Raw genomic sequence first — 26,963 nt, 5'->3', positions numbered from 1 at the left:
CGTGGGGACACCGGTGCCGCCGGGCCGCCGTGCTCGGGCTGTTCACCACCGTTCAGACGGCGAACAGCTCGACCTCCCTCACACTGCTCGCGGCCCAAGTCCGGAACGACGGTCGAGCCGACGACCACAGTGACAGCCGGCGGCCAGGGAGGTCTGACCAGCTACGGCCTCGCCCCTGGCCTGCTGAAGATCACTGGCGGCCGCACCCGCGGGAACCCGACCCAGGTGCACGGCGTCCTCGGCATGCCCGAGGGCAAGGGGCCGCACCCGGTGGTCGTGGTCCTGCGCGGCAGGCACCACAACCGCGTCACGACGGGGAAGACAGATGCTGTGGCCCGTAATCCGCTGAAGACCCGGTGGCCGCTGATGTGCGCGAACCCGAAGAATCCGCAGGAGGTGGCCGGACTCGGCCAGGACTGCATCCGCCAGGACGTGGGGTTCTCGTACCTGGTGCAGGCGCTGACCCGCAAGGGATTTGCCGCGGTCTCCATCGACATCGCGTCCCCGAAGATCTGGTGGCGATGCCCTCGCTGCGTACGGCGGTCTGACCGTGAATGCGACCGGGGCCTGACCACGCCGGCCAGCAGCATCCGGCCCCGCTGGTCGCTGAACATGGTGGCCTTGATGGGAAATCTGCTTGCGCTTGCCGGAAACGAAGGACCGCCTGCCGGGAGTCCCGCCCGCGGACGACGCACCTGGGTCTTGGCTCCATCAAGCCGCAGCTCGATGTCCTCGGTCTCGGCATAGGCGAAGACGTCCTCCAGCGTTTTCAGCCTCAGGCCGGGCCGGTCGGATATGGCGAAGCCACGTTCGGCAAGCTGGGCCCGTATCTCCCGCACTGCGGCGGAGACGGTGGAGCGGTCCACCCCGTACAGCTCGGCAGGAGCGACGTGCGGCAGATCGTGCCGCAGTCAGATGAGGTGATCAGCAGCCGGTCGGTGAACACGAGCTTGGACTTGCGCCCCGCCCCCGCCGCCTGGCGGCGTTCACCTCCACGCCACTCGGCCCGATCAGACTCCCGTGCGGCCTCCCAGCGACGCGCCAACTCGAAGACAAGCCCCGCGACAAGCCCCGCGAAGCGTTGGCGCGTCACGCCAGTGAAGGCAGGGGGACAGGGTGGCACGGTCCCGGGAACGCGTCACATCTGCCGATCGCGCCGCCTACCACTGACGGTTCCGTCAGCCCCGTTCACCTTGCTGGGCGACGCTCAGCGAGCGGCCAGCACCAGCGCCAGTCCGATCAGCGCGGGAACGGTCTGCACGAAGACGATCTTTCGGCTGGCCGTGGCGCCACCGTACGCGCCGGCCACGGCCACGCACACCAGGAAGAACACCTTCGCCTGGAAACCCACCGGATCGGATGCCACCGCACCCCACACCAGGCCGGCGGCGAGGAAGCCGTTGTACAGCCCTTGATTGGCCGCGAGTGCCTTCGTCCCGGAGGCGAACTCGGCACTGGTCCCGAAGGCTGCCCGAGCCCTGGGGCCCGTCCACAGGAACATCTCCAGGACCAGGATGTAGACGTGCAGAGCAGCGATGAGCAGTACCACGGCGGTTGCAATGATCGACATGCGTAACATGTTCACACAACGCTCCCGCGCTGAGCTCGGCACCCGATATGTCGTAACGCAGCGCACCCCTCTCAATTGCCCCCAAGGTCGTTACGCTGTCAGGCCAGCTCACGGATCACCGAGGTCAGCCACCGGCGATACGCCTCCGCGTCCTCCCGCAGAGCCCGGCTCACCACCACATGCTTCTCCGAGACACGCCAGCCGACCGCGCCAGCGACTGGCAGCTCCATCACCTGCAGCTCAAACGGACGGGCCTTGCGCCCCAACTCCGTCTCCACCGCACGGACGAGGTCTCCTTCATGGCCACGGCGATCACCGCGCATCATGGCCTCCGCGTACTCGCGGCCCCGGGCAGAACTCCACCGCACGGCATCATCGAAGCACTCGCGCACCAGCGCCCCGAGTTCCTCGCCGCCCCCGAACCTGGACTCCGGCGCAAGGAACCCACGATGGGGTTCCTCGTGCCGCGTCAATTCGCGATCCCACCACCGAGCCCACTGCGCCGACGCCTCTGGGACCGCAAGAGGCGCGAGGCTCGCCCGTGCTTCGACCGCCGGCACCAGCGGCGGCACCTCGATGTCAACGCGCGGACGCAGACCAGCCGCGTCCCGCACGAACAACCCGATCACGAGCTGCTGCGAGGTCCCGCTTCGGACCTGCCAGCTGGACGACCCTGCATATCGCATGACCGACATCCTCCGCCGCTGATGCCGCCCAGACCAGCGGATTTCGAGCCCCGGCGCAGCTGTCGACGCGCTCCTCGCTCCCCAGACTCCCCGCAACGTCGAACCAGCTACCAAGCGGGACACATGAGCATCACTGCGGAAAAATCGGCGTCATCACGCAGGAGTCTCAGGCACGGCGACGTGATCACGCCGCGCCCGGCTCCGCCGTCCGACGGCGGGCTCTTCCTGACCCGTGGCACTCCACACGCGGCTGGCGGCCTGGGTACCGTCACGGCAGAAGCCTCTACGGACGGAGCACGATGCCTCGCCGCCCGCTGGACCGCCGACGCCTCACCCATAAGGGGGTGCGCTGATGCTGGAAGAAGCCGAAGAGACGGGCCGTCGCGCACGCCGCGCCCTGCGAGGGCCTGGATCTGGTCCGCCTGCACGACCGGCCCGACCTGCAGCCCCTGCGCCGGGTCCGAGCCTGGCGGGACTGGCTCAAGGAGCAGGGCGTCACCAGCGGGCCGCTGTTACGGCAGCTGGCGACCGGAGTCCGGCTGACCCGGCGTGCCCTGTCCGGCGGACCGCAGGCGCGGTCCGTGGGAGCTCTCCGTCCCAGAGCCGCTGCACAGCACGGTGGTAGGCCCGAGTCTGATGGAAGGTCAGCGTCTTCGGCCGCTGGCGGAACGGCCGCTTTGGAGTGGTGGGTCGGTAGGTCCAGGCGCATCCGCCCGCGATCCGGGGGCGTTAACGGTTGGGCGGGTCCGGCGGTGGGCAGGGGACTCCGTCTCTGCGCCATGCCCTGGTGGATCATCGGTGGTTGATCCGTGGGCCAGGTCCACGCCGAGTCGGGTCGGGTGGTGGTGGACCTTTTGGCCGTTGCGGGTGGTGGCGATGAGCCCGGACTCGCGAAGGACGGATGCGTGCCGGGAGGCCGCTGCGGCGGATACGCCGAGGGTCGCCGCGAGTTGGCCAGTGGTCAGGGCGGGCGTCCTGACCACGGCGACCAGTGCCGCCGCGCGGGTCGTGCCGAGCAGCGACAGCAGGGCCTGGGACGGAGTGTGGAGCTCGGGGTCCCGCGTGAGGGCGGCCGCGGCCGCGGGGTAGCTGACGATCACCACATCGGTGAGCGGGTTGAAGGTGATCCGGGTGGCCAACACCGAGGGCTGGAAGATCAAGGGTCGCCCCTCCAGGGATTCCACGGCGTCGCAGATGGTGTTCAGTCGCAGGTATCGACCGTCCCAGCTGACCGATGGATGTATGGAGCGCAGCATGCCGTCCGGACCGCCGATCGCGGCACGGGTCCGTGCCGTCGCGGATGCGGTGGCAACGACGGAGGCCATGCGTCGCCGGTACGGGTCCAGAGCCGTGGCCCGGAGACTGGCAAGTATCTGGTCCAGAGCGGAGACGGCGCGCGTGTGGCCCTCGGCAAGCCCACGCGTGAAAGGGGTTAGCGCGCCCGATCGGGCCAGGTCCCGCCAGTGAGCGACTGCGGGTGGGGACTCCGGGGCGATCGTTGTCGGTGACGGTCGGGCGGCCTCGTCGAAGAACGCGGGCAGGTAGCGATCCGTGTACAGGTCGAACAGCCTGCTGTGATAGGGGTTCCAGTTGCGGGCGGCCTCGAGGCGCCACGCTGAAAGGTGGCGGTCGGGGGCGCCGCTGGCCAAGTGCGCGCCGCCCAGTGTGAGTTCGTATCCGAAGTCAGGTGCGTCGGCGACCTGCATCCGTTCGAGGTCGTCGGTCGTCACGCGGATCCGTATCAACGCGGCCCCCCCGGCGCGTACCTGGCAGTACTGGTCCTCGAGCCTTTGCATCCTCGCGCAAAAGCCTAGCCGCCCGGACACCGAGAGTCGATCGTTGGTCACGGCTTCGGCCACCAGCAACTGCCATACCGTCAAGGGGACTTAGCAGGCCTCAGCATGGGAGACGACAACATGCCCGATGTGACCGGCGGCGCCGTCAAGGCCATCGCCGGCCTCGCCACCGCCGCCGGCGTCGCCCGGCCCGACGCGGTCCAGTTGCACCCGCTCTGGACCGAAGGTCGTGCCCGGCCTCACGACGTTGTCGGCGACAGCCACGGCGACGTACCGGCCCAATCTCGTCTCCACCCATCCGACCTCGTGCCGCACGGCCCCACCAGCGGGTATTCGCATGAATCCGCTGATCGGGCTGCGAATGCAACGGCCTTGGACCTGCGTCCCATGGTCAATCCATAGGAGGAAGTAATGTCGAAGATCTTGCGCCGCGCGTCCCTGGCGGCGGGTGCTGCCCTGATCACGGTCCTGGGGGTGACCGGGAGTGCGCACGCTGGAACGACCGGCTCGGTGAGTATTTCGGTTCCCGGATGCATCGGCCATTTGAACCTCTTGCCCAACTGGGCCTATGGCCACCTGGATTCCTACACCAACACCTGCTGGCTCACCATCTTCGACCGGAACGACCAAACAGGAGGGGAGACCTCCCAGACCATCTCCTACGGTCCAGGCGGGAGCGGCGACACGGCCCAGTTCTATCACGACAGCGTCGTCCACGCGGTCGCCATGGCCATCTCCAACGGAAGCCAGAGCAACGACACGGCCTGGTACCACTGACCTCCCCGTTCCACAGCATGAAGCGGACGCAAGACTCCGCATGCCTCCCTCACCACGAGCGAAACCATGCGCGCCGAGCAGTCGAAGGGACGTCACCCCTCGGCTCTCAGTGGACGGTTCGCGAGTTCACGGGGCTCGTGAGCACCGCTACCGCGCAGCTGGTGACGGCGTATCGGCCGCATCGACTCCAACCTATGCCCAGCGCACCCGACGACAGTGCGGCAAAGCCGACGTTCACGCAGGGTGCAGCACTGCACCCTCCAGACCTGAGATTGGATCCTGCACAAGATGAACACCTCACGCGCCATCGGAGCTGTCGCCTCCGCAGCTCTGACTGCCTCTGCACTTGTGGTCATGGGGCCCTCGACTGCAGCGCGAGCCGACGGCTGCCTGAGGACGGTCGGCGACACTCGCAACATCGACACGTACGCCGGATACCACATCGGCGTCTTCTACCAGGGCTACAACCAGTGCACCCGCCAGGCGTACGCCGAGATCGACTTCAGTGACATGTGGGTGTCGCAGGTTGCCGACGGCTGGGACATCTACATGACATCCAACGGCAGAAACGAAGTCACTGACACAACGCCCGGGGGCAAGGTGTCCTGGGTCAGCCCCATGATGAGCATCGATACACCCGGCACCAACGAGAGCAACTTCGAAGCGCACTTCGTTCTCACCTGGAACGGCTACGAGTGCAAGGGCTACAGCAAGTGGAATTACACCAACGGAACCAGCAACGGGGCCTGGGTAGGTGGGCCGAACTGTAACCCCTGGGCCTGACGTGAGATGAGACAGACGAGGAGCAGGCCGTCGGCGAGCATTCCGCCGCCCTGGCCGGGTCAGACCCGAACGCGACACGGCTCAGCTTGCTCCTTACTGATCATTTCAGAATGAAGTTCGGAGTCGTCGCAAGCAGCTGATGCAGCAGGCGAGTTGGATGAGTCCCAGGTGGAGGTCGGCGCGCATATCTCGTAGCCGATCAGAAGCCGCTTGAACTGGTGGAGCCAGACGAAGGTCCGCTCGACGACCCAGCGGGCACGGGGTACGGGGGCGTGGGCACCCTCGCCTAGGCTGCCGTCTCATCCGACCCGCCACGACGAGGATCAGCTCATGCGCAGCCGCACCAGTATCCGCCTGATCGAGCCCACCGACGCCGCCCCGATCGCCGCCCATCGAATGCGGGACGTCGAGGCATTCCGGCAATGGGAACCGGCCCAGCCGGCCGAATTCTTCACCCCGGAGGGCCAGACGGAACGGATCGACAGGCTGCTGGCCGGATACCAGGCCGGCACGGTCTGGCCGGGCGTGGTGCTTGCCGACGACCAGGTGATCGGGCAGGTCACCGTCGGAGACATCCTGCCACAGCCGCACCTGCGCCGTGGCTCCGTCGGATACTGGATCGCCAGTGTCGCCCAGAATCAAGGGCATGCCGGGCACGCCGTCGGGCTCGTACTCCGGGTGATGAAGGACGAACTCGGATTGCACCGCGCCGAGGCGTCCACCAATCTGGAGAATCTGCCGTCGCAGCGGGTGCTGCGCCGCAACGGGTTCAGTCCGTACGGCGTCGCGCACTCCTCGATCCTTCTCGACGGGCGCTGGCGGGACGGGCTGCTGTGGGAGCGACTCCTCGGCGGCTAGCGCTCTGGCCACATAGGTTCCGCCGGGTCGGGGGGCGTGGCGGTTGGACTGCCGTCAAGCGGTACGGTGAAGCACTACTTCTCCTGGTGGCGCGACGGTGCAACCGGCCAGGTCATCCACGACCTGCTGCGCTGGCAGATCCGTGACAAGAAGGGCCGATCAGCCGACCCCGGCATGGTGATGCTCGACGCCGAGAGCTTGAACGCGGCCGCCGGAACGACGGGACGAGACGAACTGGCTGCGGCTGGCATGACTACGGTGACTTGCCTGGCCCAACCAATGTCAGATTCCAAGCGGATAACACGGAGCGGTAGCCACATTCGCTCGGGGCGCGTAGCCGCGACCTCTGTAACTGCCGCTGAGCGACCACGCGGCGCGCAGACGTGATCCGAGTTATCGGGTGGACCCTGTCAGCCCCTGAACTGCGTCGATCACGCTGTCCACCACCTCGGTCACCGGCTTGGATGCATCGATGTTCGTCGCCCCACGGCCTTGGTAGATCGCTCGCATCCGAGGATTCCACTTCAGGGCCGCTGCGAGCTCTTCGGGATGGTGACCGAATGCGTTCGTAGTGCGGGTCGCGAGCCGGTGGCGGAGGGTGTCCTCGTCCATCACCAGGCACACGATGAGGTCGAAAAGATCGCGGACGTCTGCCTCGTTCTCCGCAGCGAGATCCGGATGCTCGACCGCGACCCGCTCTCCGCGCTGAACCAGCTCACCCGGCCCGACGAGCAGGAGGCCGCCGACAGCGCCTTCGTCGCCAAACTGCGCTACCAGCAGACGAAGATCGATCAGGCGCCGGACACCATCCTCGTCGACGCCGAGGTCGTCGCCATCATCCACGCCCAGCAGCAGTGGACCGACACCCATCTCAAGCCTCGCTGGGCGGCGGGCCCGAGCCCCAAGTAGCTCTTCCTGGCCCACAGGCGATCTTCTGCCGAAGGCCGGTCTCACTGGGGCGCCGCGACCGCAGTGCGCCAGGCCCGCTCGATCTCGGCGGCCGGAAATGGCGTCCGCTTGCTCTCGGTGAGAAAGCGGCGGTGGAATTCACCCAAGACCACGGCAGCTCGGGAATGCCGGTCGATGATCGCGGCGATCTCGCGCGGGACGTCATCGGGCTGGTGGCCGGCGATCCACTCGCGCAGGAACGCCTCGTGTTCCTTGCCGCCGCGCAGGCCATCGGGCAGGTGGTGGCGGAGCAGATGGCTCACGGTGTGGGAGCGGTCATACATGAGGTGGTCGGAGAGGAACTCCGCCTCGGCCGCCGACAGTTCGAAGCCGGAGCTCAGGGCAAGTCCGAAGTCCGCGAAGTAGAGCAGCTGGCCGTCGGTCAGGACATTGGCGAAGTGGGCGTCGAAGTGGACGAGTCCGCGCGAGCTCATGAAGGCAGTGCCGCGCGCCAGTGCCTCCTCCACCCACAGGTACGGCGAGCCCGCCCCGCCCTCCGGCGCGGCGGTCCGGTGGTCGTGCAGCCAGTCGGCGAGTGTCTGCGGGACGTGTTCCAAGAAGAGCACCAGGCTGAACGAGGAACGGCCGATGGCCTCCAGCCGCTCACGCACGGCCGAGGATCCCTCCCAATGCTCGACCGCCCCGTCGATGCCCCCGAACGCGTCGGTGAAACCCTCGGGAGGGGAGTCAGGCAGGATGCGCCAGTGGTACATCAGCGGAAAGCCCCCGTACTCGTTCCCGAGGACCCAGTTGGTGGTCATGACATGCACGGCCAGCTCTCGCCAGGCCCCGAACCCGGCCGAGCCCACTCCATACTGGTAGCACATCGGCAGTCCGAAGAGGTTCGCCGTCGACCGCGCGTTCTCCGGCCGCAACTCGGTGTCCGTCAGCGGAACCCGCTTGACGAACACCCGCGTGCCGTCGATGTCCAGCTCCGCCGACCTGCCGCCGATGCCTGACCCGAGCGGGTCGGCGGCGGCCACGACCTCGCCGAGCCGACGGTCACTCAGCAGGGACAGGCGCGTGGCCACGGTCCCATACGTGGCGAGCCGCACGGCATACCGGGGTTCCGGGTGGTGCATAGACGGCTCCTCGGTGCCCGGAACCAGGGCTTCGTTGATCTCGCGCACGTTGTCGAGCCTATCCGCCACGCCTCCCGAAGGAGCAGGTACGCGAAGTCGCCCGGAACGCCGGCCCCCGGACGCCGCCTCAGACGATGATGCGCCCCCGACACCGATCTCTCACGGACGCGACCGCAAGTCTTCTACCAGGTCAGGGCCTGCGCCCCTTCCTGGACCCGGGGGCTGTCGAGGACGACGAGGATTGACGGCGGCGCACCCCGGCCCGCTGGGCCACTCGTTGCCTCCCGTGGAAGCCAGGCGCCCGGCGCTCCTGGGCCAAGGCGGGGAACGCCCAGCTGGGCCTGCCGTGCGCTGGCTCAACGACCTCGCGGAGCCCTAAATGGCACGCTCCTGAACGGGATCCCCGGATTCCGGGTGATCTGGATCACCGGCCGAGGTGGCGGCATGCAGCGCCGCCTCAACCCGGCGGTTGCTGGTCATGGTCGCGGTGACGGTGGTCATGGCCAGGAGGAGGCCGGCTGCGGTGTACAGCGGGGTGCGTACGTCGTAGGTGGTGGCCAGCCAGCCGCCGAGGAAGGCGCCGAACGGGGCGGCGCACATGGCGAGCATGCGGGAGGTGGAGGCGACCCGGCCCATCAGGTGGGCGGGGACGATCGTCTGTCGGAGGGAGGGGCCGAGCACCATCGTGGCGCCCATGCCCGCTCCGCAGACGGCGAGCGCCAGGCCGGCGACGTACGGGTTCGGGGCGGCGGCAAGGCCCAGGATGGCGAGTCCCTCGACTGCGGCCGTGCAGGTCAGCGCGGCGCCGGTGCCGAGTCGTCGACCGAGGAAGGAGGCGATGCCCGCGCCGAGCAGACCGCCGGTGGCCTCCGCCGTGAGGAGTAGGCCGAAGCCGAAGGTGTCGATGCCGAGACGGTCGTGCGCGAAGAGGGCGAGTACGGTCTCCACGGCGAGGAAGGCGATGTTCCCGACCGCCGGACGCAGCGCGAGTCCGAGCAGCAACTGATCCCGGAATACGTACGAGGCGCCGGCTCGTGCCTGCCGCAGCAGCGACTCGCGAGCCTGCGGTACGGGCCGGGGTGCGGCAGGCAGCGACCGTACGAGCAGTGCGGAGAGCGCGAACGACACCGCGTCGGCGAGCAGCGGAGCCGCCCGACCGAGCGCGAGCAGGGCACTGCCCGCAGGCGGCCCGGCGAAGCCGGACGCGGCGGTCTGGGTGCCGCGCAGGCGGGAGTTGGCGCGCTCCAGGAGCGCGGCGTCGCGGCCGAGCAGATCCGGTAGATAGGCCGTGGCGGCCGTGTCAAAGAAGAGTCCGCCGAGGCCGAGGAGGAAGGCGACGGCCGCGAGCAGTGGAATGCTCAGCACGTCGAGCGCGGCCGCTGCCGCCGGTATCACGAGCAGCACCGCACGCGCCGCGTCCGTGACCCACATCGTGCGCCGACGGTCCCAGCGGTCCACCAGCGCGCCGCCGAGCACCCCGAAGAGCAGCCACGGCAGCGTCCCTGTGGCCGTGACGACGGCGAGCGCCATCGGATCCCGCGTCAACGTCAACGCGAGCAGCGGCAGCGCGGCATGCGTTACCCCGTCACCGAGCGAGGACACCGTCTGCGCAGTCCACAGCCGCCCGAAGCCGGTCGGCAACTTCCGGACGTCTGAGGTCACTTGGCGTCCCCTTCGGCCTGCTCGCGCCATGCCGGGTGGAACAGTGCGAAGACGAGTGACGCGTCCGGCAGTGACGGATCGGACAGCTCCCGGTACTCGTCCGCCAGTGCCTGCAGCCGCTCCCCCAGCTCCGCGAACTGCTCCTCGGTGAGCCGCAGATGCGCCATCCGCACATGCCGCTCGCCCTCCACCGGCGCTGCCTCCAGGTCCGCCACCGCATGCCGCATCAGCACATCAGGGCTTCCCTCGCCCGGCTCCGGCAGCACGATCGCCCGGGCGGCCATTGCGTAGTACCGCTCGGTGACGCCCCGGACCTTCCGCGTTCGGACCACCTTCACCAGGCCGGCCCGTTCGAGCAGCCGTACGTGATAGCTGGAACTCCCCTTCGCAAGGCCCACCCGCTCGGCGATCTGCGTAATCGTCGCGGGCTCGAAGCGGAGCACGGCCATGATCCGGTGACGCGTGAGATTGGAAACGGCGCGTAGCTGCTCGTCAGTGGTGACGTGGAACGTCTCTGGAAGATCATCGGTAGGCATACCCCCAATGGTCAACACTTCTTGACCATTAGGCAAGGGGTTTTTGTTCGGGCTCCCGGAATCGGCCTCACGCACGTGAGACCTTCGCTCCTGCACTGTCCTTCTCGAAGGGGGCGCTGTTCGGGGCGGCGCGCGCCAAGGGGCAGCTTCCTGCAGGCTCGCTAGAAACGGTTGACCTCCCGCCGGGGCCCGATCAAGGCACTGGTCGCCGTCGAGCACTCGATCATCACCACGATCTGGACATGCCCAGCAACGACCTGCCCTACCACGACCTGGGCGGCGACTACTTCCCCCAGCGGGATCCCGAACGGGCCGCACGCCGAGCCGTCTCCCGGTTCAACGAACTCGGCTTCCGCGTCACCCTCGACCCGATGGAGGCCGTTTCCGAATGAACGGGGTCGGACGAAGCCCGGCGGGCATGGTCCCGACCGGGCCAACAGTCTTGCCCGGAACTTCCTCTACCAGCAGATATTTACGCGTCAGAGTCGCCCAGCGGCTCTCACGCGATCTGTTCCCCGTCGGGGTAGTCGGTGGACTTCGACAGCTCGTACCAGTCGGCTGTCTCCGCATCGAAGGCGGAGCGGGCGTCGGCGACGAGGCGGAGGGCGTCGCTGCCGAGGATGAGGTGGGTCGGCGGCTTCTCGGCCTCCACGATGGCGAGCAGGGCGCGGCCGGCTTGAGCGAGATCGCCGAGCTGCTGACCGCTCATGTCGAGGCGGCGTTCGCGGATCGGGGCGAAGATCGGGTCGTAGTCGGCGATGGTGCTTTCTACGCGGTGCATGGAGCGGCCGGCCCAGTCGGTGCGGAAGGAGCCGGTCCGATCGCCGTGACGTGAATGCCGAAGGGTGCGACCTCTGAGGCGAGCGTGACCCCAATGCCCTCGACGGCGAACTTGGAGCCGTGATAGGCGGCCAGGCCGGGGAACGCGCGCAGACCGCCCATCGAGGCCACGAACAGGATGTGCCCGGCACGGCGCTCGCGCATGCGGGTCAGAACGGCTTGGGTGACCGCGATGACGCCGAAGACGTTGACGTCGAACTGGTGGCGGAAGGTGTCGGGCGGGGTTTCCTCGAAGGTGCCCTCGACACCGTACCCAGCGTTGTTGACCAGTACGTCGATGGGGCTCACCTCACCCTCGACCGCTGCGACGGTCGGCGCGATGGCACCGGTGTCGGTGACGTCCAGCACGCGGGCCTGAGCGCGGCCCGGAGCGAACTACTCGAAGGCGGCGATCTGGTCCGGGTTCCGAACGGTGCCGATGACGGTATGGCCGGCATCGAGGGTGGCGGTGGCGAAGGCACGGCCGAGGCCGCTGCTCACGCCGGTGATGAGAAACGTGCGGGACATGTGTCTCTCCGTTGAAATCGGAAGTGTCAGACGGTGGAGCGCATAAGCCCGTCGAGTGCAGTGCGCGCGAGCTTCTCGGCGTGCTCGTTCGTGAGGTCGTGGTGGCCGGTGAGCCTGCGAAAGATGAGTGGCCCGAAGAGGATGAAGAGGATGTCGATGACGTCCTCCACTTCGGTTTCGGGCGAGGCGTTATCGCGGTCGACGGCGCCGTTGCCACAGGGTCACGACGGCCTCCGGCGGGATGTCTCCCGGCCAAGGTCGGTGTCGCCGTCAACGGCTGTTCGCGGATGCCTCGTTCGAGCTGGTGACCGCACCTGGATCGGTGGAACGTTGCGGCGCCGCGGGGCCTTCCGCGTGCTTGGACCTCGCCGGCCACAGGCCGGTGAATACGGCGGTGGCCAAAGTGACGGTGCCGGCAGCGAGGAAGGCGCTGTTGAGGCCGGTCTCGAAGGAGGCGCCGCCGGATTGCCGGGTGCGGACGATGGCTCCGAGAATGCCACGCCGAGCACCGCGCCGATCTGCCGCGTGGTGCTGCTGATGCCTGATGCGAGGCCGCCTTCCTGCGGGCTGACTGCTTGGATGGCGACTCCCGTCAGTGGGGACATGGTCAGGGCGAAGCCGATGCCGACGACTCCCAGCCCCCACCACACGTTCGCGTAGCCGGTGTCGGCGTGCACCGTGCCGAGCGCCAGCAGTCCCAGGCCGGCCAGGGCCAGGCCGGTCGTAACCACGATTCGGAAGCCGTGCCGGGCGGCGAGCCGGCTCGCGTACGGGCTGACGATCACCATGGCGAGGGACGCCAGCAAGGTCTGCAGGCCGGCGCGCAGGATCGAGCTGCCCTGGACGTACACGAAGAACTGGGAGAAGAAGAACGACGAACCCATGAGCGCGAACCCCACCACGACCATGGCGGTGTTGGACACGGTGAACAGCCGCTGCCGGAACAGCCGCAGCGGCAGCATCAGAGCGGAACGACGCGCTTCGACGGCGGCGAAGGCGGCGAGAAGGGTCACCGCGGCGGTGAAACTGCCCAGGATCACCGGCGACGTCCAGCCGCAGGCACCACCCTCGATCAGCCGTAGCCGACAGCAGCATCTACCGCCGGTGGGGCAGCCTGGAAACCCTGCTCACCGACGTGGCGCTCACCCGCCTCAACGCGCAGTCGCCGATGCCCGACACCGGGAGCCTGGCCGGAGACCTGCGCACGTACGCGGCCAACGTGGCCCGCGAGATCACCGGACCCGACGGCCTGGCGTTGCTGCGCCTGTCCGTAGCCCTGTCGAGCATGGGTCAGCAGGGTCTGCAGGCGCGTGACGACCTCCTCGCCGAACGCACCCGGCAACTGCAGTCCATGCTCGATCGCGCCCGCGAACGCGGCGAGCACGCACCTGACGCGTTCGGCGTGCTGGAGCACATCCTGGCCCCGATGTATATCCGCGTCTTGCTCGGCAGGGGCCCGCTCACCCCGGACTACGTCGACGGACTGGTCGACCGATTGCTGTGACCTCAACCCGGTCCCCGGGATCAGCCCTCGGACACGGTGCCAGGGCTCCGCGGTGCCAGGGCTCCGTGAGGTGCTCTACTACGTGTCATCCCAGCTTCGCCTCGACGTCCTGCTACGGCAGGAGTTGCTCGCTCCAGTCGGCGAACTCCTCGGAGCCGGCCACCGCGACGTCGCCGGTGCACAGTTCCTCGGCGAGCGCGGCGAACACCATCGCTCGAAGTACTTGCGCACGAAGACGCCGGGCCGGTTCTTGTCGCGGACGGCCTTCTGCCAGTTCAGCGTGGCGCACGAGATGTCGACGCGGCGGCCGTCCTCGTGCCGCTCGGGGAGGTAGTCGCGGAGGTGCTTGTGGGCTCGGGCGTGCTCGAGCGCGTCCAGGACTCGGCCGTCCTAGGACGTCGCCGTGAGTTCCAGACGGCTGGTCAGGTCGTACATGGTGGATCGGTCGTTGAGCAGATGCCCGTACAGCAGCACCTCCCAGTAGTTGCCGTAGTGCCCGGCGACCTTCTCGATCTGCTCGTACTGCCTCTCGAACCCGCCGAAGCCGGCCACCGCCGCAGCGGGCACCCCCAGCGCGCCGGCCTGCCTGCGCACGGCCATGATCAGCGTGTGCAGCGCAGGCGCGAGAGCGTCACCGAGCTGGGCGGCGACCGCGTCCGGCGTCTCGTCCGGGGTGAGACCGGCGACCACCTCCAGGACCTCGGGCGGTCATCGCCGCGGCCTTCTCCCGCGCGGCCTGGACCGGGCGATCCGCATCCAGCTGCTGCAGCACCGTGCGGTAGTTTGCCGATCAACGCCTCGACCAGAGCCTGCTGTTGCTCCCGGATGCTCTCCAGCTCCGCCTTGGCCCGCTTGACCTGCAGCGCGATCCGCCGGCAGAACATCGTCGTCAGCTCGTCGCGGCCCGCATCTGCGCCTTGCGGGCCAGACACACCAACAACGCGAGGCGCTTGACCCCGTTGTAGTCGCGCAGCCCCGGCACAGCCCCGGCCCATCCGCGGCGTCCGCCTCGCCCGCGCAATCCGTGATCTTCCCCGGGGCGACTCCGTCCAGCCTCACCCCGGTCTCGCCGAGCCCGTCCACCCACTCCAGGTGCGCGGCCTGCTCACGCAAGCGCGACCACGTCGGGGCCTTCGCCGACTGCTTCAGCTGGTTGTACTCCGTGGTGCCCGAGGTGTCCGAGGTGTCCTTGTCCGAGAGCAGGGCCGGCAGGCGCTCCCGGTGGGCCTCACTCAGCTGGTCACAGATGCCCATACAGATCGTGGCGTTCACCTCGGAACGCACCTTCGCCGCCAGAGCGTCCAGCGTGGTGAAGCCCGGCAGCTCCAGACCGGCCTCGACGACCTCGTCCAGCGCGATGTTCATCAGGTCCGCCGGACGGTTCTTCACCACCGCCTCGCTCCGCATCACCACCTCGGCAATCTTCCGGGCCTTCGCCTTGTCGTAGAGGCCCGGGCACTGACGTACGGCGGTCCGCTGCCGCTCCGCCGTACGGTTCGCCGCGGTCGGCACGACGTCGTCGGGCAGGTCCACCACGCCACCGGAAGCTCAGCCGCACCGCCCGAGTCCTTGAGTCGTCGAGAAAGCTTCGTTTTCTGAAGATCGCCGGGCCGAGGCCGGGCGGCCCCGCAGAGCCTTCAGGAAGCCCTTCAAAAACCTGGGTGGTTCAAGAACTCCGGACCACCGTTTTCGGACATGATCCGGGGTCATGAGTGACCTTCCGGGGCCGCCCGGCCACCCCGAACCCCTCGTCGCCGAACCCCTCGTCCGTACCGAGATCAAGATCGGATACGCGCGGGTCTCCACCGGCGGGCAGAAGCTCGAACGGCAGCTCGATGCCCTCACCGCCGCCGGGTGCCGCAAGATCTTCTCCGACAAGAAGTCCGGCAGGACCGACCTGCGCCCGGAGCTGAAGGCGTGCCACGCCTTCCTCGACGCCGGAGAGACACCCTCATGGTCCCCTCGCTCGACCGCTACGGCCGCAGCCTCCAAAACCTGATCAACATGGCCGCTGGACGCCGTATGCGCGAGGTCGGTTTCACCTCGCTGCACGAGAACCTCGACACCACCGCCCCCGGCGGCCGGGTCCTCTTCCACGTCTTCGCCGCCCTCGCGGAGTTAATCCGCGAACTCATCGTCCAGGGCACCCGCGAGGGCCTGGCCGCCGCCCGCGCCCGCGGCCAGGTAGGCGGACGCCCCACCGTCGCCGCCGAAAAAGTCGTCAAGGCCGCCCGCGACCTGCTGCCCGACCCCGGCCGCTCCATCACCTCGATCGCCAAACTCCTCGGCGTCTCCCCGGGCACCCTCTACAACCACATCCCCGACCTGCGCGAACTACGCACGGGCGCCGTGCCCCGTCAGCTCGAAGAGCCCGCGCAGTAGGCGGACCCGAACAAGATCAATCTCAGTGGCTCTCTCTGTACCTCAACTACTCACACCCGGAATCCAAGGGCTCGTTTCCCATCCGCGACGACGTCGAGAACGGCCTCACCGCCCTCACGGGGCGGCAGGACGCGGTGAGGCCGGCCTTGATGGAGCGGCTGACGACGTAGGTGACGGTGGCGGGCTTGAGGCAGCAGTGGGGCACGAACGCCACTCGAAAGCCGTACACAATTGAGTAACCCGAAGTTCATCCTGTCGTGCCGCGCCTGGCGATCACTTGTCGTACGTTCAGTTCAAGTTCTGGAAATCTGTCGTTATGAGCGGTCGGTTTTCCTTGGAGCCCTCATTTCACGAAGGTCGAGGTCTTACGCGTGTCAGGCGATCTCTTGTCATCCGCGACCTCGGAGGGGCATTCCGAATCCCCTGCGATCGCGCCACTCCGGATCGGCCGTGACAGAGGTGGGGCTCTCGGCAAGGGCGCGCTCGCGGCATGTGCGGTCTGCGTGCTCCTCATGGTCTTCTTGGGGCTGCTCGGGCCGTCGGCGGTCGAGCCGGTGTTCGGCCCCGCTGGAAAGCTCCCGCCGTGGTTCTGGAACGCCCACCCCTCGGACCTGTCCATCTGGGTGCTCGTCGCCGTGGTGCTCCTGCTCGGCACCGCCGCCGTGGCAGCCGGGCTCGCCGCGACACGCCGCGGATGGTCACCACGCCCCCGCGCCCTGCTCACCTTCGGCACGGTCGCGACCGTCGCCCTGGTGTGCGTGCCGCCCATGGGGACCACGGATCCGCTCAACTACGCCGCGTACGGCCGCATCGCCACCCTCGGCCTCGACCCGTACCGGATGACGCCCTTCGGGCTGGCGCGCACCGGCGACCCGATCGGGCAACTCTCGATCGCGGAGCCCTGGCTGCACAACCCGTCGGTCTACGGGCCGCTGGCCACCATGACCGAATGGTTCGCCTCGGTGATCGGCGGCACATCGATGCTGACCACCGTGTGGATACTCTCCCTGCTCAACGGAGCCGCGTTCATCGCCACCGGGGCCCTGTTGCTGCGCCTGGCCGGACCGGATCCGCGGCGCCGGGCGCGCTCGCAACTGCTGTGGACGCTCAACCCGGTCCTGCTGTGGAACCTCGTCGTGGGGCCGCACATCGACGTGCTCGGCGCGCTCGGCGTGGTCGCGGCCTTCTGGGCGCTGCGCCGTTCCGGCCTCACCGCGGGCCTCGCGCTGGCGGCGGCGACCGCGGTCAAGCTCACACTCGGAATCTTCGCACTGCCCTTCGCGTGGCGCCTGCGCCATGACTGGCGTCGGCTGGCCATCGCCGCATCGGCGAGTGGCCTGCTGCTGGCGGTCGCCTACGGCGTCGTGCCACGGGCCGTCCGCAATGCGGCGGCCGTCAGCGATCAACCGGTGGTGGGCTCCCCGTGGCCGCTGCTGCAGCGGAATCTGCTGAGGCCGGTGTTCGGCAATGCGGCGGGGCACCTCGTGCCCATTGTCGAGGTCATGGCCGTCGCCGGGATCGCCGCTCTGCTCCTCGTGGCGCTGCCCCCGGTCGACAAGGACGACATCGTCCAGATGACGGCGCGCCCGGCTCTCGCCCTCGCGGCCGGCTACCTCCTGGGCACCGGTTACGTCCGCCCCTGGTACGACGCCATCGCCTGGCTCCTCGTGTCGATGCTGCCCCGCTCGTGGTTCGACCTCGTACTCCTCGCGCACACCACCTGCATGACCCTGCCGTTCGACCCCGGGTTGCCTTACCCCCTGCACCCCGACTGGCTCAACGGTGTCGTGGTGCAGACCGGTTATCGGGCCATGCCCTACCTACAGGGGCTGCTCCTCCTCGCCGTCCTCGCCATCGGCCTTTCGCGCCTGCGCCACAAACTGGCCGAGAACACAAGCGCCCGTGTGGGATAGGTGTAGGGGCTCGCGGAAGAACGGCATGCTGGTTCCACTTCTGAAGCACGTCCTGTGATCTCGGGCTGCTGGACCTGCGAGAACGTGCCAAGCGCTGCGGAAGCTCGGAGAGGTGGGCAGCGCGCCCTGTCGGACATCGCAGCAGGGCAACGCTTGCCACGACGGTGCTTGAACAACCGCCAAAATCAGCATGCTGTCCTTCTGCGCCGCTCGTACAAGTGACGTGAAGGGCCCCGGCCCGGCTCGCGGCAGCGCAGCCACATGGATCGGCGGGCCAGGAAGGGAATCATGACGACCTCGACCGCCCAGCACTCAGTGCTCACAGCCCGTCCGTGGTGTTCTCCAGGCAGAGCCTGCGTCATCGCCTCGCCAGCTTCTCCACCCAGGGATGTCCGGGGTGCACGCGCGTCAGCCACCCTGTGAGAACATCGCGCCGCGCCTGGCTCAGCATCGGCAGGACCCCCTCGAAGTCCGCATCATCCTTGGGCCGTGGCACCTTCGCTTTGAACAACAGCACCAGCTCCGGCACCAGATAAGGGATGCCGTCCGCAGTCCGCTCGATGATCGCGTCGTACGGCAGCCGCAGGCTCTCGTCCCGCCGGCAGATCCATGTCCCGCCGTCGTGCGATTCACGGAAAACGTCGAGCAGGAACTGACCGCTCACCGGATCCCGCAGCCAGGTCTGGTGCGTGGCCGCGAGCACCTCAGCTCCTGCCCTCGCCCAGACCCGTCCCGAGCCCACCGCGTCAAGCACGTACTCGGGGAAGCGGTCTCGAATCTCTGTGAACCCCGCCGCGGGCACCGCGATCTCCAGATCACCGTGGGGCCGCGACTGCCGTCCACGGAACAAATCCAGCGCCCACCCTGCCACGATGCACCAGGGCGTACTGACCCCAGCCAACCGATCCGCGACCCGCTCCGGCCGCCAAGCATCCGCCCACCGAGCATCCAGTTCGTCCGCATCAAGGACAGCGCCGCCGGGCGGAACAGAATCGGTCATCAGCACAACGTACTGCTTGAACTTGTAGCTCAGAGAAGAGCAGCAGCCCGTCACCGACGGCAGTACCGAGTCCGGCTCCCTGATCGACGAGATCGTGCGCGAGGGCGCTGGGCGGATGCTCGCCGCCGCGCCGGAGACCGAAGTCAACCAGTACATAGCCGAGTTGGCGGCTGAGACGGACAAGGCCGGCGGGCGACTGGGGAGTCCGCAATGGCCTCCATCAGGCCCGCACCGTGGCCACCGCCACCGCCACCGGCCCGGTCGAGTTCAATGCCCCGCCGGTGCACGACAAGCGCGTCGATGCGGCGACTGGCGAGCGGATGCGGTTCTCCTCCAAGATCCTGCCGCCGTGGTGCCGCAAGTCGCCGAAGGTTTCCGAGGTACTGCTGCTGTACCTGCACGGGCTGTCCTCGGGGACTTCGTCCCGGCGCTGGAGCAGTTCCTCGGGCTGGACCCGGATGAGGCAGTCCACATGGTCTCGCCCGAGGTAGTCGCTTGACCTGACCGAGGCAGCGGCGGACGACACGCCGCCGCGCCATTTGGCAGCTCTCACAGCCGATCGAGTAGCTGCTGCTTCTTCTGCGCGAACTCAGCGGTGGTGAGGACGCCGGCCGCATGCAGCTCGCCGAGCCTGGCTATCTGATCGAGGACGTCCTGGGGCACGGCCGGGGCGTTGAACGGGGCCGGGGCCGGGGCGGCGCGCCCGAGAGAGCCGAGGGCCAGGCGCAGCGCCTCGTCGAGCCGTGCCAGGTCCTCCCCCTTGAGGCCTTCGAACTCGACGACGAGACCCCGCAGGGTCTCCACTTGCAGGACGCCCTGGGTGATTTTCTGGTTGACGGCCACCGCCCTGATCTCCCCGAGCTGGAGCACGGACAACTCGTCTCCGGAGAACTTTGTGTGGACGAAAATGAGCCGCTGGTTCGTGAGGACGACCGCGCCGTCGTCACTGCCGAGGTCACACCCGCCACGACGAACACCTGCTCCCCGCCGAGGAGTAGGCCGGGCAATCGCTTGAGTTCGAGCCAGCACCGGTCACCCGTGGCCGAGGCGAGCCCGGCGGCCATGATGTCCTCGCGGGCTGCGGCCTCCGGGCCGACCTTGCGGGCGAGCCGGGCGATGCGTTGCTGTTCCGCCGCGTGTTCCTTTGCGGCCCGGTCCTCCTCAGCCTTCGCCCGGGCACGGGCGCGCTCGGCCGACCAGGCCACCAGAGGGTCGTTCGCGGCCTCGTAGGCGACGGTCACGTCGATGTCCTGAGCCTCGTTCGTCCTCACGACGTTCCAGAGGAAGGGCTGATCCGCGACCCGCGGACCGACGCCGACGCCGCCCGACTCGCCTTGGAGAAGCGACAGACGGTCGAGAAGGTCTGCGGCTACCTCGACGGCAAGGCCCCGTACCTGTGCTACGACACCGTCCTGGCCGCGGGCTGGCCGATCGCCACCGGCATCTTCGAGGGCGCCTGCCGCCACCTGGTCGAGGACCGCCTCGACATCACCGGCGGCCGTTGGGGACTCGAAGGAGCCGAGTCCGTCCTGAAACTCCGCGCCCTGATCGCCAACGGCGACTTCGAGCCCCCTTCGCCTGACACCTCGACCGCGAGCACCAACGCGTCCACCAGTTCCGCTAACAGGACGAACTCATCCTCACCTCATGACGAGCACGCACTCAACTCGAACTGCTCCCGACGTCGGTCATGCGGGCGTCGTAGCCGGTGTCGGGATTGATCACGCGGCCGGCGGCCCACCAGTTCTCGCGGGCCGTCTCAAACACCACGATCATCACGTCCTCCTCAGGGACGCCCGCGAACCGCCCGAGGTCGTCGACGATCGCACGGAACAACTCCTTCTTCTGCTCGGCGGTGCGCTGATTGAAGGACAGCTCGATGAACATGGCTCGCTCGCCTCGCGGCAGGCCGAACACGACCGGCTGCATGACGAAGTTGTCGGGCGTGACCTCGTGAAAGACGTGGAACTGGTCGTCCTGGGGGACCTTCAGGACGTCGACCATGGCCTTGTGCAGGGCAGAGGAGACGTCACGGCGGTACTCGGGAGTGGTGCCCTGGCGCAGGTAGACGTTGATCAGCGGCATGGTGTCCTCATCTCATTCCGGTGCGGTGTGCGGGATCGGTGCGGTGCGGGATTGCTGCAGGGTGCGGTCAGGCAGCGGGCTCCAGGACAGGGACGGGAACCTCGAAGAGGGCCAACAACGCGCTGGTGTTGAGGTACTGGCCGACGAGATTGACGAGAGCAACCAGTGATTCCGTACCGAACACGGCCACCGCCTCGTCGTAGAGGTCGTCCGGAACCCGGTGGTCGCGGACGAGAGCGGCGGTCACACGGTGGGCGATGTCCGCCTCGTCACGCAGACCGTGCGGCGTTCCGCCCGCTCGAAGTGCCCCGATCGCGGCCTCGGGCACGCCCGCGCGTACTGCTCCCGCGGTGTGGGCGTAGAGCGCGTAGTCGGCGCGCCAGTGGGCGGCGACGGTGAGGATCACCGCCTCGCGGACATCGGCCGCGAGCCCGGATCCGGCGATCGCCTGGGCCCATTCCAGTAGCGGTCGAGCGATGCGCGGTGCGCGCAGCATCACGTTGAACGGACCGAGCAGTCGTCCGTCGGGGAGCATGGCGGTGTACCCCGCGTCGTCCGCGGCGAGCAAGCGCGTGGCCCGCACTCCGGCGTAGAGGGCCCGCTGCTCCTCATCGAGGGCGTCGGGGGGCAGGAGGGGCAGCCGACCGCCTCGACCAGCAACTTCGGCCCCGGCAACTTCGGTGGCTTCGATGGATTCGGTGGATTCGGTGGATTCGGTGGATTCGGTGGATTCGGTGGATTCGGTGGATTCGGTGACGGATTCTTCGCTCATGCCAGCCACGGTAGAAGCGCGCACAGCCATGCTGCCAACGAATGTCATGCATAGTGGATATGCTCGTTACTCATGGACATCACGGTGGTCGGTCTGCGGGTGCTCCGCGAGGTGGCCGAGCGGGGCACCTTCACGGCGGCAGCCCAGGAGTTGGGCTACACGCAGTCGGCGGTCTCCCGGCAGGTGGCCGGCTTGGAGCAGGCCGTTGGCGGCCGCCTGTTCGACCGCTTTCCGGGCGGCGTGCGACTGACCGCGGCGGGCCGGGCCTTGCTCCGCCACGCCGTGACCGCGCTGGACGCGTTGAACGCGGCCGATCGCGAACTACGCGGCGCGGAGGATGACTCGGGTCGTGTGCGGCTCGGCTACTTCCCCACCGCCGGACCGGTGCTGGTGGCCCACGCCTTGGCGACCCTGCGCCGGGAGCGTCCCCGCGTCCAGGTCGCCACCCGGGAGGGGACCACCCCATCTCTGGTGAGGGCCCTGCGCGCCGGTACCCTCGACCTCGCCCTGCTGTCCTCGCGGCCGCCGCACCGTTCTCCCGACACCGACGACCCGCCCCTCCACGCCGAACCGCTGCTGGAGGACCGCCTGGTCCTGGCGGTGCCGGCCGACGGCCGCTTCGCCGACCGGGTCTGCGCCACAGCCCAGGAACTCGCCGACGAGCTGTGGATCGCCAGCGCGTCCGGCACCGGTGAGCCCCTGCTCGGCGTCTGGCCAGGCCTTCCCGGCCGACCCCGGGTCCAGCACGCCAGCCGCGACTGGCTGACGAAACTGCATTTGGTCGCGGCCGGGGTCGGTGTCACGACGGTCCCCGCCACGCTGAAATCCGCGACCCCGCCCGGCGTCCGGCTCGTCACGGTCGCCGACCTCCCCGAGGAGCGGCGCCGCGTCAGCCTGGTGCGACTTCCTGGCCCTACCGCCCCACCGGTGGACGCCCTGGTTCACGCCCTCCGCCAGCACGCCGCCGATCTCGCCGGCTGACAGTCGGGCCGCGAAGAGCTCGAAGCGCGGTGCCTCAGGCGGTCTCGCAAGATCTTCCGGCACTCAGGGACGGCAGGGACGCCGCCCTGGCCCACTGACCGGCCGGGCCTCCCTGCCACCTGACAAGCCCTGTGGGCCGGCCCCCTGGCCGCCAGGGCTTGTCACCAGAGCCCCACAGGGCGGACGGCGCCGCGTCGCTGTAACCCACCCGCCGGTCATCGCAACAGGGACCCCTTTGCTAGTAACACGAATCAGGTTGGGTGTGGCTCTTCCGGAGTGACCGCCCTGGTCGGCTCCGCGTGATGATCTGTCAGCAGCTCAGGGCTCCTTGGAGGAGAGCCGCACCCCCTTCGAGTTCGTGCCGTACGCGCCACGAGGGCGGGAAGGTGTAGTAGAGGTCCAGGACGTCGGGGGCTCAGCCAGGCCGGCCCGCCTCTCGGTTCGCCGGATCATCGCCACCCCGGCCAGTGCATTGCGCAGGTCGGTGAGCCTTGAGGCGAGGGACTCCGTGGCAATCCGGCCACGGATCCTCCGAGAAAACCCGTTGGCGGACCACGGCGACCACTGCTAGCTTTCCGGAGGCCGTGAGAGAGAACGAGGAGGTGGTACCCGTGAACGTATTGACATGGGTGCTCCCCTCCGGGGTCACGGTCGGACGATAGGCAGGTCGTCCGGGAGCGCCGTTCCAGAGCACTCCCGAAAGGCACGACCATGCATTTCACTTCTGAGCAGCGCCTCGACGACGGCGTCCTCGAACGCGAATTCACCCTCGGCGAGATCCCCGGCACCCTGTGGACGCCTGAATCCGACGCTCCGGCCCAGCTGATCCTGATGGCCCACAACAACGGCCTGCCCAAAGGGGAACCCCGGCTCGTAGCCCGGGCCCGGCAATCCGCGGCGTACGGCTACGCGGTGGCCACCATCGACGCACCCGGGTGCGGTGACCGGCCTCGTTCCGCCGCCGATGAGCAGGCCCGCGCCGATCTCCGCCTGGCGATGCAAGCCGGCGAGCCGGTCGACGAGATCCTCGAGTCCTTCGTCGGCCCGCTGGTCGAAAAGGCGGTCCCGGAGTGGCGGACCACCTTGGACGCCCTCCTTTCGCTGCCCGAGATCGGCGGGCCCGTCGGGTACTCGGGGTGGACCGCCGTCGGCATTCGGCTGGCAGTGGTCGAGCCGCGCATCACGGCCGCCGGCTTCTTCGCCGGGGGCTACGTGCCCCGCGCCCAGCGCGAGGAGGCTCGGCAGGTCACCGTTCCGCTGCTGTTCCTGCTGCAATGGGACGACGAAGGGAACCCCCGGCAGCGAGCCCTGGACCTGTTCGACGCCTTCGGCACCAAGGAGAAGACGCTGCACGCCAATCTGGGCGGGCACACCGGTACCCCGTGGTTCGAGGTGGAGGACGGGGACCGGTTCTTCGGCCGGCACCTGAAGTGAGGCCGGGCCGTCAGGCGGGCAGCAGAGGGTAGGCGGTACCGGCCAGGAGGCCGCTCATCGAGGACAGGTGCCGGCCCTCCTCGATGGCGTTGGCCGGCAGCTGCGCAACCGCCCCGATCGCGGCGGTACCGGCCATCGGCGGTACCGGCCGGTCGGGGCGGCGCTCGGCCACCAGCGCCACCATCAGCTGGGCCCACGCTGTGAGGCACCACCTCAGCCCCGTCTCCGTCACCGCCTGACCCAGCACCCAGGCCGGTCCCTGTGGCCAGCCACCTCCTCCTCACCCAACAGCTGGCCCCAGGCCGGGATCTGGGAAATGGCCACGTTCCTGAGACAGGGACGTGGCCATCGCCATGAGACGTCGTCCGCAGATGGATCCAGTGCTCGGCGAGAAAGTCGTAGAACGCCAGCAGCTGCTCCTGGTCGTCGGTAACCTTCACCACGGCTTTGGGGAACCTCGCTTGGTAGCGCTTGGCGAGCGCCCGAATCGCCTGCTCGGCGTGTTCACGGTCCTCGGCGTTGCAGATATCTTGCAGCGCCTTCTTCACTGCGGGCTGTGCGGCATGGCCGAGGCCCTCGACGAACTGCGGCAGGACAACGACATCCGCCGGATCCTCATCATCAAAGGCGCTACCAAAGCCCCTGTGGTCGGCGAGATCGCGGCCGAGGTCTTCGGCGCACCTGTCACCGTCCCCGAACCCGACGAATACGTCGCCTTGTGCGCTGCCCGCCAGGCGGCCTGGGCACTGACCAGTACTCGGGAGCCCCGCACTGGCCGCTTCCCGCTTCCCGCAACGATCCCCGTCGGCACCGACGCCTCGACCGGCGAACGAATTCGCCAGGGCTGTCTGGATAGGACACCCGGGCGCCCAGGACGTGGGCCTGGCCCATGACGATGGTCAGGCCCAGGCCCAGGCCCAGGCCCAGACCAATGCCGGTGCCGGTGCCGGTGCCACGCTCCCGCGCTCCGGTACGGAAGCGCTGCGGGCCTTCCGCCAGAAGGTCGGCGGGGAAGCCGGAGCCGGGGTCGGACACGTGTACGGCGGTGCCGTCGACCTCCATGCCACCGGAGCGGCGCCGTGCTTGTGGGCGTTGGTGACGAGGTTGGTCAGGATCCTTTCGACCCGGCGCGGGTCGGTCTCCACCACCGCGTCCCTGTGCACCTGCACGTCCACCTCCTTGCCCGTGGCGGCTACCGCCCGGTGTGCCAGCTCGCCCAGGCGCACCTGCTCCCGCTGGGCTTGCTCGATACCCGGCACGTCCAACCGTGCCACTTCCAGCACGTCCTCGACCAACCGGCGCAGATGGTGCCCGCCTCCGCTGACCAGTTCGGCCGGTCGGGTGGCAGTAGCCCGACGGCTGTCACCAGGCCGGCCACGGGTGTGCGCAGCTCGTGGGCGATGTCGGCGGTAACCCGCCGTTCGGCCTCCAGCCGGGCGTTCAGGGCGTCGGCCATGATGTTGACCGCGTTCCTCATCCGTGCGATCTCGTCCTTCCCTCTGGGCTCGACGCGTGCCGTCAGGTCGCCGCCCGCGATCTGCTGCGTGGTCCGCGCCGACGCGCCGATGCGCCGCCCGGCGGCGGCCGCCACGACGATGCCCAGACCGCAGCCCAGCGCGACGGCGGCCGCACCCGCGCCGATCAGCTCGTGGTCCAGCGCCTTCAGGGCTCGTGCTTGCGGGGCGTAGGAGCGACGTATGGCGAGGATGTCGCCGCCGCTCCGCGACGCAGCCCACGTCACCGGTCCGTTGCGGCCGTCGGGGTCCTGGAGGTAGGTGGCCCGCACGGGTTGCCGGGTGACGGTCGCGCGCGCGGCGTACGCCAGTCCGATGACGTACGCCGTGCTCGATCGTCCCGCTCCCGTCCACGGGGCGCACCCGTCACAGACCCCAACGACCAACGTCAACTTCAGGTTCCGCCACCGGAAAACGGCGTGCATGTGCCGGCGTCAGTGCCGGGATGCGTACCAGTGCGGGTCCCCGGAACCGGTGGGCTATCCGCGCGGCGCGGCCGGAACCTGCGCCCGGTCTGTCGATGCGGGTGCCCCCGGACCGCTCAAGGGGCCGACTAGAGATCACCAAAACATCACTGTGTTGCCGCCGAGTGGTGTAGGCGGTGATGCGTTTGCCGGCGGCTGCTCCATGTGCTGCGCTCAAGGTGACATGTCGCGCAGCGGTGTGCAAGGTATCCCCATGCATACACAGATGGACCGGTCTAAGAAAGTCATTCTGCAAACATTCACAGCTGGTGCTGCCTTGGCCTTTGCTCTCGCGGCAGGGGCGGCGACGGCTGCGTCCGCTGCGGCCGCGCCGCTCACCTCACGCGCCACCACACAGGCGACGGCTGCCGCGACCAGCCCGACCGGCATCCACAGAGACAACGAGAACTGCGTCCTCACCGTCCAGCTCCCGTTCTGCCTGGGCATTGGCGAATAGGCAACCGGGGCCACCTCGTCCTCGCCCGTGACGCGACGGCGTTCCAGGGGCGCAGGCTCCTACCGTCCGCGCCCTGGTCCTCTATGACGAGGAGTAGGCGTGGGACCGGGCCGAGAAGCGGCGGCCCTTCATCGGCGCTTCGACCTGATGATCGAGGTCCCCAGCCTCGACCGTCAGCGCGATGCTGGGTGAACGCTCGGTCGTGTCGGAGCAGTCACGAACAACTGAAGCACGCCCCGGCAGGTACCCGTGCGCTCCCGTCCACCACCACGCCGGCCCGGCCCGAGGAATACGACGCCGCGACCCGGCCACGCTCGACCGCATCGACCACCAGGCGGTGCGGACCGCCCCCGGCGGCCGACCGGAGCGGATCCGCAAGCGGCCTCCGAACGAAACCTACTCAGACCATAAA

30 protein-coding genes and 7 pseudogenes are annotated in these 26,963 nt (G+C 68.7%); 17 read left to right on the top strand and 20 right to left on the bottom strand.

The features are described 5' to 3' along the window. Nucleotides 1–243: 243 nt before the first annotated feature. Nucleotides 244–747 carry a hypothetical protein gene (locus tag AB5L52_RS44215; protein WP_369368658.1) on the top strand — a complete coding sequence of 168 codons (504 nt, stop codon included), beginning with the start codon at nucleotides 244–246 and terminating at the stop codon, nucleotides 745–747. Between the two features lie 460 nt (nucleotides 748–1,207). Here the strand turns inward: AB5L52_RS44215 and AB5L52_RS44210 are convergent, their stop codons facing one another. The 3 genes from AB5L52_RS44210 to AB5L52_RS44200 form a co-directional block, all read right to left on the bottom strand. Beyond that, nucleotides 1,208–1,570, bottom strand: coding sequence for a DUF1304 domain-containing protein (locus AB5L52_RS44210; protein ID WP_369368657.1), 363 nt, complete (start codon nucleotides 1,568–1,570; stop codon nucleotides 1,208–1,210). A 98-nt stretch (nucleotides 1,571–1,668) separates the two neighbouring features. Further along, complete coding sequence (locus tag AB5L52_RS44205) at nucleotides 1,669–2,199, bottom strand: hypothetical protein (protein WP_351033504.1); 531 nt, start codon at nucleotides 2,197–2,199, stop codon at nucleotides 1,669–1,671. A gap of 701 nt (nucleotides 2,200–2,900) precedes the next feature. Further along, nucleotides 2,901–4,115: a MarR family transcriptional regulator gene (locus AB5L52_RS44200; protein WP_369369075.1), complete on the bottom strand. Its 1,215-nt coding sequence runs from the start codon at nucleotides 4,113–4,115 to the stop codon at nucleotides 2,901–2,903. A gap of 42 nt (nucleotides 4,116–4,157) precedes the next feature. On the opposite strand from AB5L52_RS44200, the gene AB5L52_RS44195 reads away from it, so the two are divergent. From AB5L52_RS44195 to AB5L52_RS44185, 3 genes are all read left to right on the top strand, one after another. Beyond that, nucleotides 4,158–4,454, top strand: coding sequence for a hypothetical protein (locus AB5L52_RS44195; RefSeq protein ID WP_351580280.1), 297 nt, complete (start codon nucleotides 4,158–4,160; stop codon nucleotides 4,452–4,454). 9 nt (nucleotides 4,455–4,463) lie between these two features. After that, nucleotides 4,464–4,829, top strand: coding sequence for a hypothetical protein (locus AB5L52_RS44190; protein WP_351580277.1), 366 nt, complete (start codon nucleotides 4,464–4,466; stop codon nucleotides 4,827–4,829). Between the two features lie 288 nt (nucleotides 4,830–5,117). Continuing rightward, nucleotides 5,118–5,612, top strand: coding sequence for a hypothetical protein (locus AB5L52_RS44185; protein ID WP_351580274.1), 495 nt, complete (start codon nucleotides 5,118–5,120; stop codon nucleotides 5,610–5,612). A 105-nt stretch (nucleotides 5,613–5,717) separates the two neighbouring features. Here the strand turns inward: AB5L52_RS44185 and AB5L52_RS44180 are convergent. Next, nucleotides 5,718–5,872: pseudogene (locus AB5L52_RS44180) on the bottom strand (transposase); the annotation flags it as partial. Nucleotides 5,873–5,942: 70 nt separating this feature from the next. Between AB5L52_RS44180 and AB5L52_RS44175 the strand changes: the two are divergent. The 3 genes from AB5L52_RS44175 (at nucleotide 5,943) to AB5L52_RS44165 (ending at nucleotide 7,379) form a co-directional block, all read left to right on the top strand. Next, the gene (locus AB5L52_RS44175) at nucleotides 5,943–6,470 is read left to right on the top strand and encodes a GNAT family protein (protein ID WP_351580271.1); all 528 of its coding nucleotides are present in this window, start codon (nucleotides 5,943–5,945) and stop codon (nucleotides 6,468–6,470) included. Between the two features lie 66 nt (nucleotides 6,471–6,536). Then, nucleotides 6,537–6,857, top strand: a complete 321-nt coding sequence (locus tag AB5L52_RS44170) for a hypothetical protein (RefSeq protein ID WP_369368656.1) — start codon at nucleotides 6,537–6,539, stop codon at nucleotides 6,855–6,857. A 201-nt stretch (nucleotides 6,858–7,058) separates the two neighbouring features. Then, nucleotides 7,059–7,379, top strand: coding sequence for a hypothetical protein (locus AB5L52_RS44165; RefSeq protein ID WP_369368655.1), 321 nt, complete (start codon nucleotides 7,059–7,061; stop codon nucleotides 7,377–7,379). Between the two features lie 41 nt (nucleotides 7,380–7,420). Here AB5L52_RS44165 and AB5L52_RS44160 read toward each other — a convergent pair whose 3' ends face one another. The 3 genes from AB5L52_RS44160 to AB5L52_RS44150 all read right to left on the bottom strand — a co-directional run bounded on the left by AB5L52_RS44160 (nucleotide 7,421) and on the right by AB5L52_RS44150 (nucleotide 10,698). Next, the gene (locus tag AB5L52_RS44160; protein ID WP_369369074.1) at nucleotides 7,421–8,500 is read right to left on the bottom strand and encodes a protein kinase family protein; all 1,080 of its coding nucleotides are present in this window, start codon (nucleotides 8,498–8,500) and stop codon (nucleotides 7,421–7,423) included. 375 nt (nucleotides 8,501–8,875) lie between these two features. After that, a complete protein-coding gene (locus tag AB5L52_RS44155) occupies nucleotides 8,876–10,162 on the bottom strand; it encodes an MFS transporter (protein WP_369368654.1) in 1,287 nt (428 codons plus the stop codon). Further along, nucleotides 10,159–10,698, bottom strand: coding sequence for an ArsR/SmtB family transcription factor (locus AB5L52_RS44150; RefSeq protein WP_369368653.1), 540 nt, complete (start codon nucleotides 10,696–10,698; stop codon nucleotides 10,159–10,161). The genes AB5L52_RS44155 and AB5L52_RS44150 overlap by 4 nt, the downstream gene beginning before the upstream one ends. 242 nt (nucleotides 10,699–10,940) lie before the next feature. Between AB5L52_RS44150 and AB5L52_RS44145 the strand changes: the two genes are divergently transcribed. After that, entirely contained in the window at nucleotides 10,941–11,090 is a 150-nt protein-coding gene (locus tag AB5L52_RS44145; protein WP_369368652.1) for a hypothetical protein, read from the top strand. A gap of 107 nt (nucleotides 11,091–11,197) precedes the next feature. Here the strand turns inward: AB5L52_RS44145 and AB5L52_RS44140 are convergent. From AB5L52_RS44140 to AB5L52_RS44130, 3 genes and pseudogenes are all read right to left on the bottom strand, one after another. Continuing rightward, nucleotides 11,198–12,045: pseudogene (locus tag AB5L52_RS44140) on the bottom strand (oxidoreductase). 26 nt (nucleotides 12,046–12,071) lie between these two features. Continuing rightward, entirely contained in the window at nucleotides 12,072–12,215 is a 144-nt protein-coding gene (locus tag AB5L52_RS44135; protein WP_351032995.1) for a hypothetical protein, read from the bottom strand. A 100-nt stretch (nucleotides 12,216–12,315) separates the two neighbouring features. Continuing rightward, nucleotides 12,316–13,121 (bottom strand): annotated as a pseudogene (locus tag AB5L52_RS44130) (MFS transporter); the annotation flags it as partial. Here AB5L52_RS44130 and AB5L52_RS44125 point away from each other — a divergent pair. After that, a pseudogene (locus AB5L52_RS44125) lies at nucleotides 13,115–13,549 on the top strand (TetR-like C-terminal domain-containing protein); the annotation flags it as partial. The pseudogenes AB5L52_RS44130 and AB5L52_RS44125 overlap by 7 nt on opposite strands. Nucleotides 13,550–13,939: 390 nt before the next feature. Here the strand turns inward: AB5L52_RS44125 and AB5L52_RS44120 are convergent. Together AB5L52_RS44120 and AB5L52_RS44115 are read right to left on the bottom strand one after the other, a co-directional pair. Then, nucleotides 13,940–14,239, bottom strand: a complete 300-nt coding sequence (locus AB5L52_RS44120) for a hypothetical protein (protein WP_369368651.1) — start codon at nucleotides 14,237–14,239, stop codon at nucleotides 13,940–13,942. 18 nt (nucleotides 14,240–14,257) lie between these two features. Continuing rightward, on the bottom strand, nucleotides 14,258–15,082 hold the full coding sequence (locus AB5L52_RS44115; protein ID WP_369368650.1) for a hypothetical protein: 825 nt from the start codon (nucleotides 15,080–15,082) through the stop codon (nucleotides 14,258–14,260). Between the two features lie 175 nt (nucleotides 15,083–15,257). On the opposite strand from AB5L52_RS44115, the pseudogene AB5L52_RS44110 reads away from it, so the two are divergent. Next, nucleotides 15,258–15,931: pseudogene (locus AB5L52_RS44110) on the top strand (recombinase family protein). A 512-nt stretch (nucleotides 15,932–16,443) separates the two neighbouring features. Next, nucleotides 16,444–17,844, top strand: a complete 1,401-nt coding sequence (locus AB5L52_RS44105) for a glycosyltransferase 87 family protein (protein ID WP_369368649.1) — start codon at nucleotides 16,444–16,446, stop codon at nucleotides 17,842–17,844. Nucleotides 17,845–18,202: 358 nt separating this feature from the next. Here the strand turns inward: AB5L52_RS44105 and AB5L52_RS44100 are convergent, their stop codons facing one another. Further along, nucleotides 18,203–18,844 (bottom strand): hypothetical protein, encoded by a 642-nt coding sequence (locus AB5L52_RS44100; protein WP_369368648.1) that lies wholly within the window; start codon nucleotides 18,842–18,844, stop codon nucleotides 18,203–18,205. 79 nt (nucleotides 18,845–18,923) lie between these two features. Here AB5L52_RS44100 and AB5L52_RS44095 point away from each other — a divergent pair. Further along, a pseudogene (locus AB5L52_RS44095) lies at nucleotides 18,924–19,292 on the top strand (IS256 family transposase); the annotation flags it as partial. 101 nt (nucleotides 19,293–19,393) lie between these two features. Here the strand turns inward: AB5L52_RS44095 and AB5L52_RS44090 are convergent. Continuing rightward, nucleotides 19,394–19,714 carry an SHOCT domain-containing protein gene (locus tag AB5L52_RS44090; protein ID WP_369368647.1) on the bottom strand — a complete coding sequence of 107 codons (321 nt, stop codon included), beginning with the start codon at nucleotides 19,712–19,714 and terminating at the stop codon, nucleotides 19,394–19,396. Nucleotides 19,715–20,178: 464 nt separating this feature from the next. Here AB5L52_RS44090 and AB5L52_RS44085 point away from each other — a divergent pair, with 464 nt between their 5' ends. Further along, a complete protein-coding gene (locus AB5L52_RS44085) occupies nucleotides 20,179–20,565 on the top strand; it encodes a hypothetical protein (RefSeq protein WP_369369099.1) in 387 nt (128 codons plus the stop codon). Here AB5L52_RS44085 and AB5L52_RS44080 read toward each other — a convergent pair. Together AB5L52_RS44080 and AB5L52_RS44075 are read right to left on the bottom strand one after the other, a co-directional pair. Next, nucleotides 20,507–20,929 carry a tautomerase family protein gene (locus AB5L52_RS44080; protein ID WP_369368646.1) on the bottom strand — a complete coding sequence of 141 codons (423 nt, stop codon included), beginning with the start codon at nucleotides 20,927–20,929 and terminating at the stop codon, nucleotides 20,507–20,509. The two genes, AB5L52_RS44085 and AB5L52_RS44080, sit on opposite strands and share 59 nt — an antisense overlap. Before the next feature lie 67 nt (nucleotides 20,930–20,996). Beyond that, nucleotides 20,997–21,701 carry a carboxymuconolactone decarboxylase family protein gene (locus tag AB5L52_RS44075; protein ID WP_369368645.1) on the bottom strand — a complete coding sequence of 235 codons (705 nt, stop codon included), beginning with the start codon at nucleotides 21,699–21,701 and terminating at the stop codon, nucleotides 20,997–20,999. Between the two features lie 72 nt (nucleotides 21,702–21,773). On the opposite strand from AB5L52_RS44075, the gene AB5L52_RS44070 reads away from it, so the two are divergent. Both AB5L52_RS44070 and AB5L52_RS44065 read left to right on the top strand, forming a co-directional pair. After that, nucleotides 21,774–22,682 carry a LysR family transcriptional regulator gene (locus AB5L52_RS44070; protein WP_351032976.1) on the top strand — a complete coding sequence of 303 codons (909 nt, stop codon included), beginning with the start codon at nucleotides 21,774–21,776 and terminating at the stop codon, nucleotides 22,680–22,682. Nucleotides 22,683–23,393: 711 nt separating this feature from the next. Then, nucleotides 23,394–24,116: a dienelactone hydrolase family protein gene (locus AB5L52_RS44065; protein ID WP_369368644.1), complete on the top strand. Its 723-nt coding sequence runs from the start codon at nucleotides 23,394–23,396 to the stop codon at nucleotides 24,114–24,116. 10 nt (nucleotides 24,117–24,126) lie between these two features. Here the strand turns inward: AB5L52_RS44065 and AB5L52_RS44060 are convergent, their stop codons facing one another. Next, nucleotides 24,127–24,363: a hypothetical protein gene (locus AB5L52_RS44060; protein WP_369368643.1), complete on the bottom strand. Its 237-nt coding sequence runs from the start codon at nucleotides 24,361–24,363 to the stop codon at nucleotides 24,127–24,129. A 172-nt stretch (nucleotides 24,364–24,535) separates the two neighbouring features. Further along, a pseudogene (locus AB5L52_RS44055) lies at nucleotides 24,536–24,664 on the bottom strand (IS256 family transposase); the annotation flags it as partial. Nucleotides 24,665–24,679: 15 nt separating this feature from the next. On the opposite strand from AB5L52_RS44055, the gene AB5L52_RS44050 reads away from it, so the two are divergent. Then, the gene (locus tag AB5L52_RS44050; RefSeq protein WP_351578809.1) at nucleotides 24,680–25,009 is read left to right on the top strand and encodes an FGGY-family carbohydrate kinase; all 330 of its coding nucleotides are present in this window, start codon (nucleotides 24,680–24,682) and stop codon (nucleotides 25,007–25,009) included. Between the two features lie 6 nt (nucleotides 25,010–25,015). On the opposite strand, the gene AB5L52_RS44045 is transcribed toward AB5L52_RS44050, so the two are convergent. After that, nucleotides 25,016–25,285, bottom strand: a complete 270-nt coding sequence (locus tag AB5L52_RS44045) for a hypothetical protein (RefSeq protein ID WP_369368642.1) — start codon at nucleotides 25,283–25,285, stop codon at nucleotides 25,016–25,018. 23 nt (nucleotides 25,286–25,308) lie between these two features. Continuing rightward, nucleotides 25,309–26,022, bottom strand: coding sequence for a HAMP domain-containing protein (locus AB5L52_RS44040; RefSeq protein WP_369368641.1), 714 nt, complete (start codon nucleotides 26,020–26,022; stop codon nucleotides 25,309–25,311). 286 nt (nucleotides 26,023–26,308) lie between these two features. Between AB5L52_RS44040 and AB5L52_RS44035 the strand changes: the two genes are divergently transcribed. After that, nucleotides 26,309–26,551, top strand: a complete 243-nt coding sequence (locus tag AB5L52_RS44035; RefSeq protein ID WP_369368640.1) for a hypothetical protein — start codon at nucleotides 26,309–26,311, stop codon at nucleotides 26,549–26,551. The last annotated feature ends 412 nt before the right edge of the window (nucleotides 26,552–26,963 follow it).

This window comes from Streptomyces sp. CG4 (assembly GCF_041080655.1).
In the GTDB taxonomy this organism is placed as follows: domain Bacteria; phylum Actinomycetota; class Actinomycetes; order Streptomycetales; family Streptomycetaceae; genus Streptomyces.
This window is presented reverse-complemented; position numbering and strand designations above follow the sequence as displayed.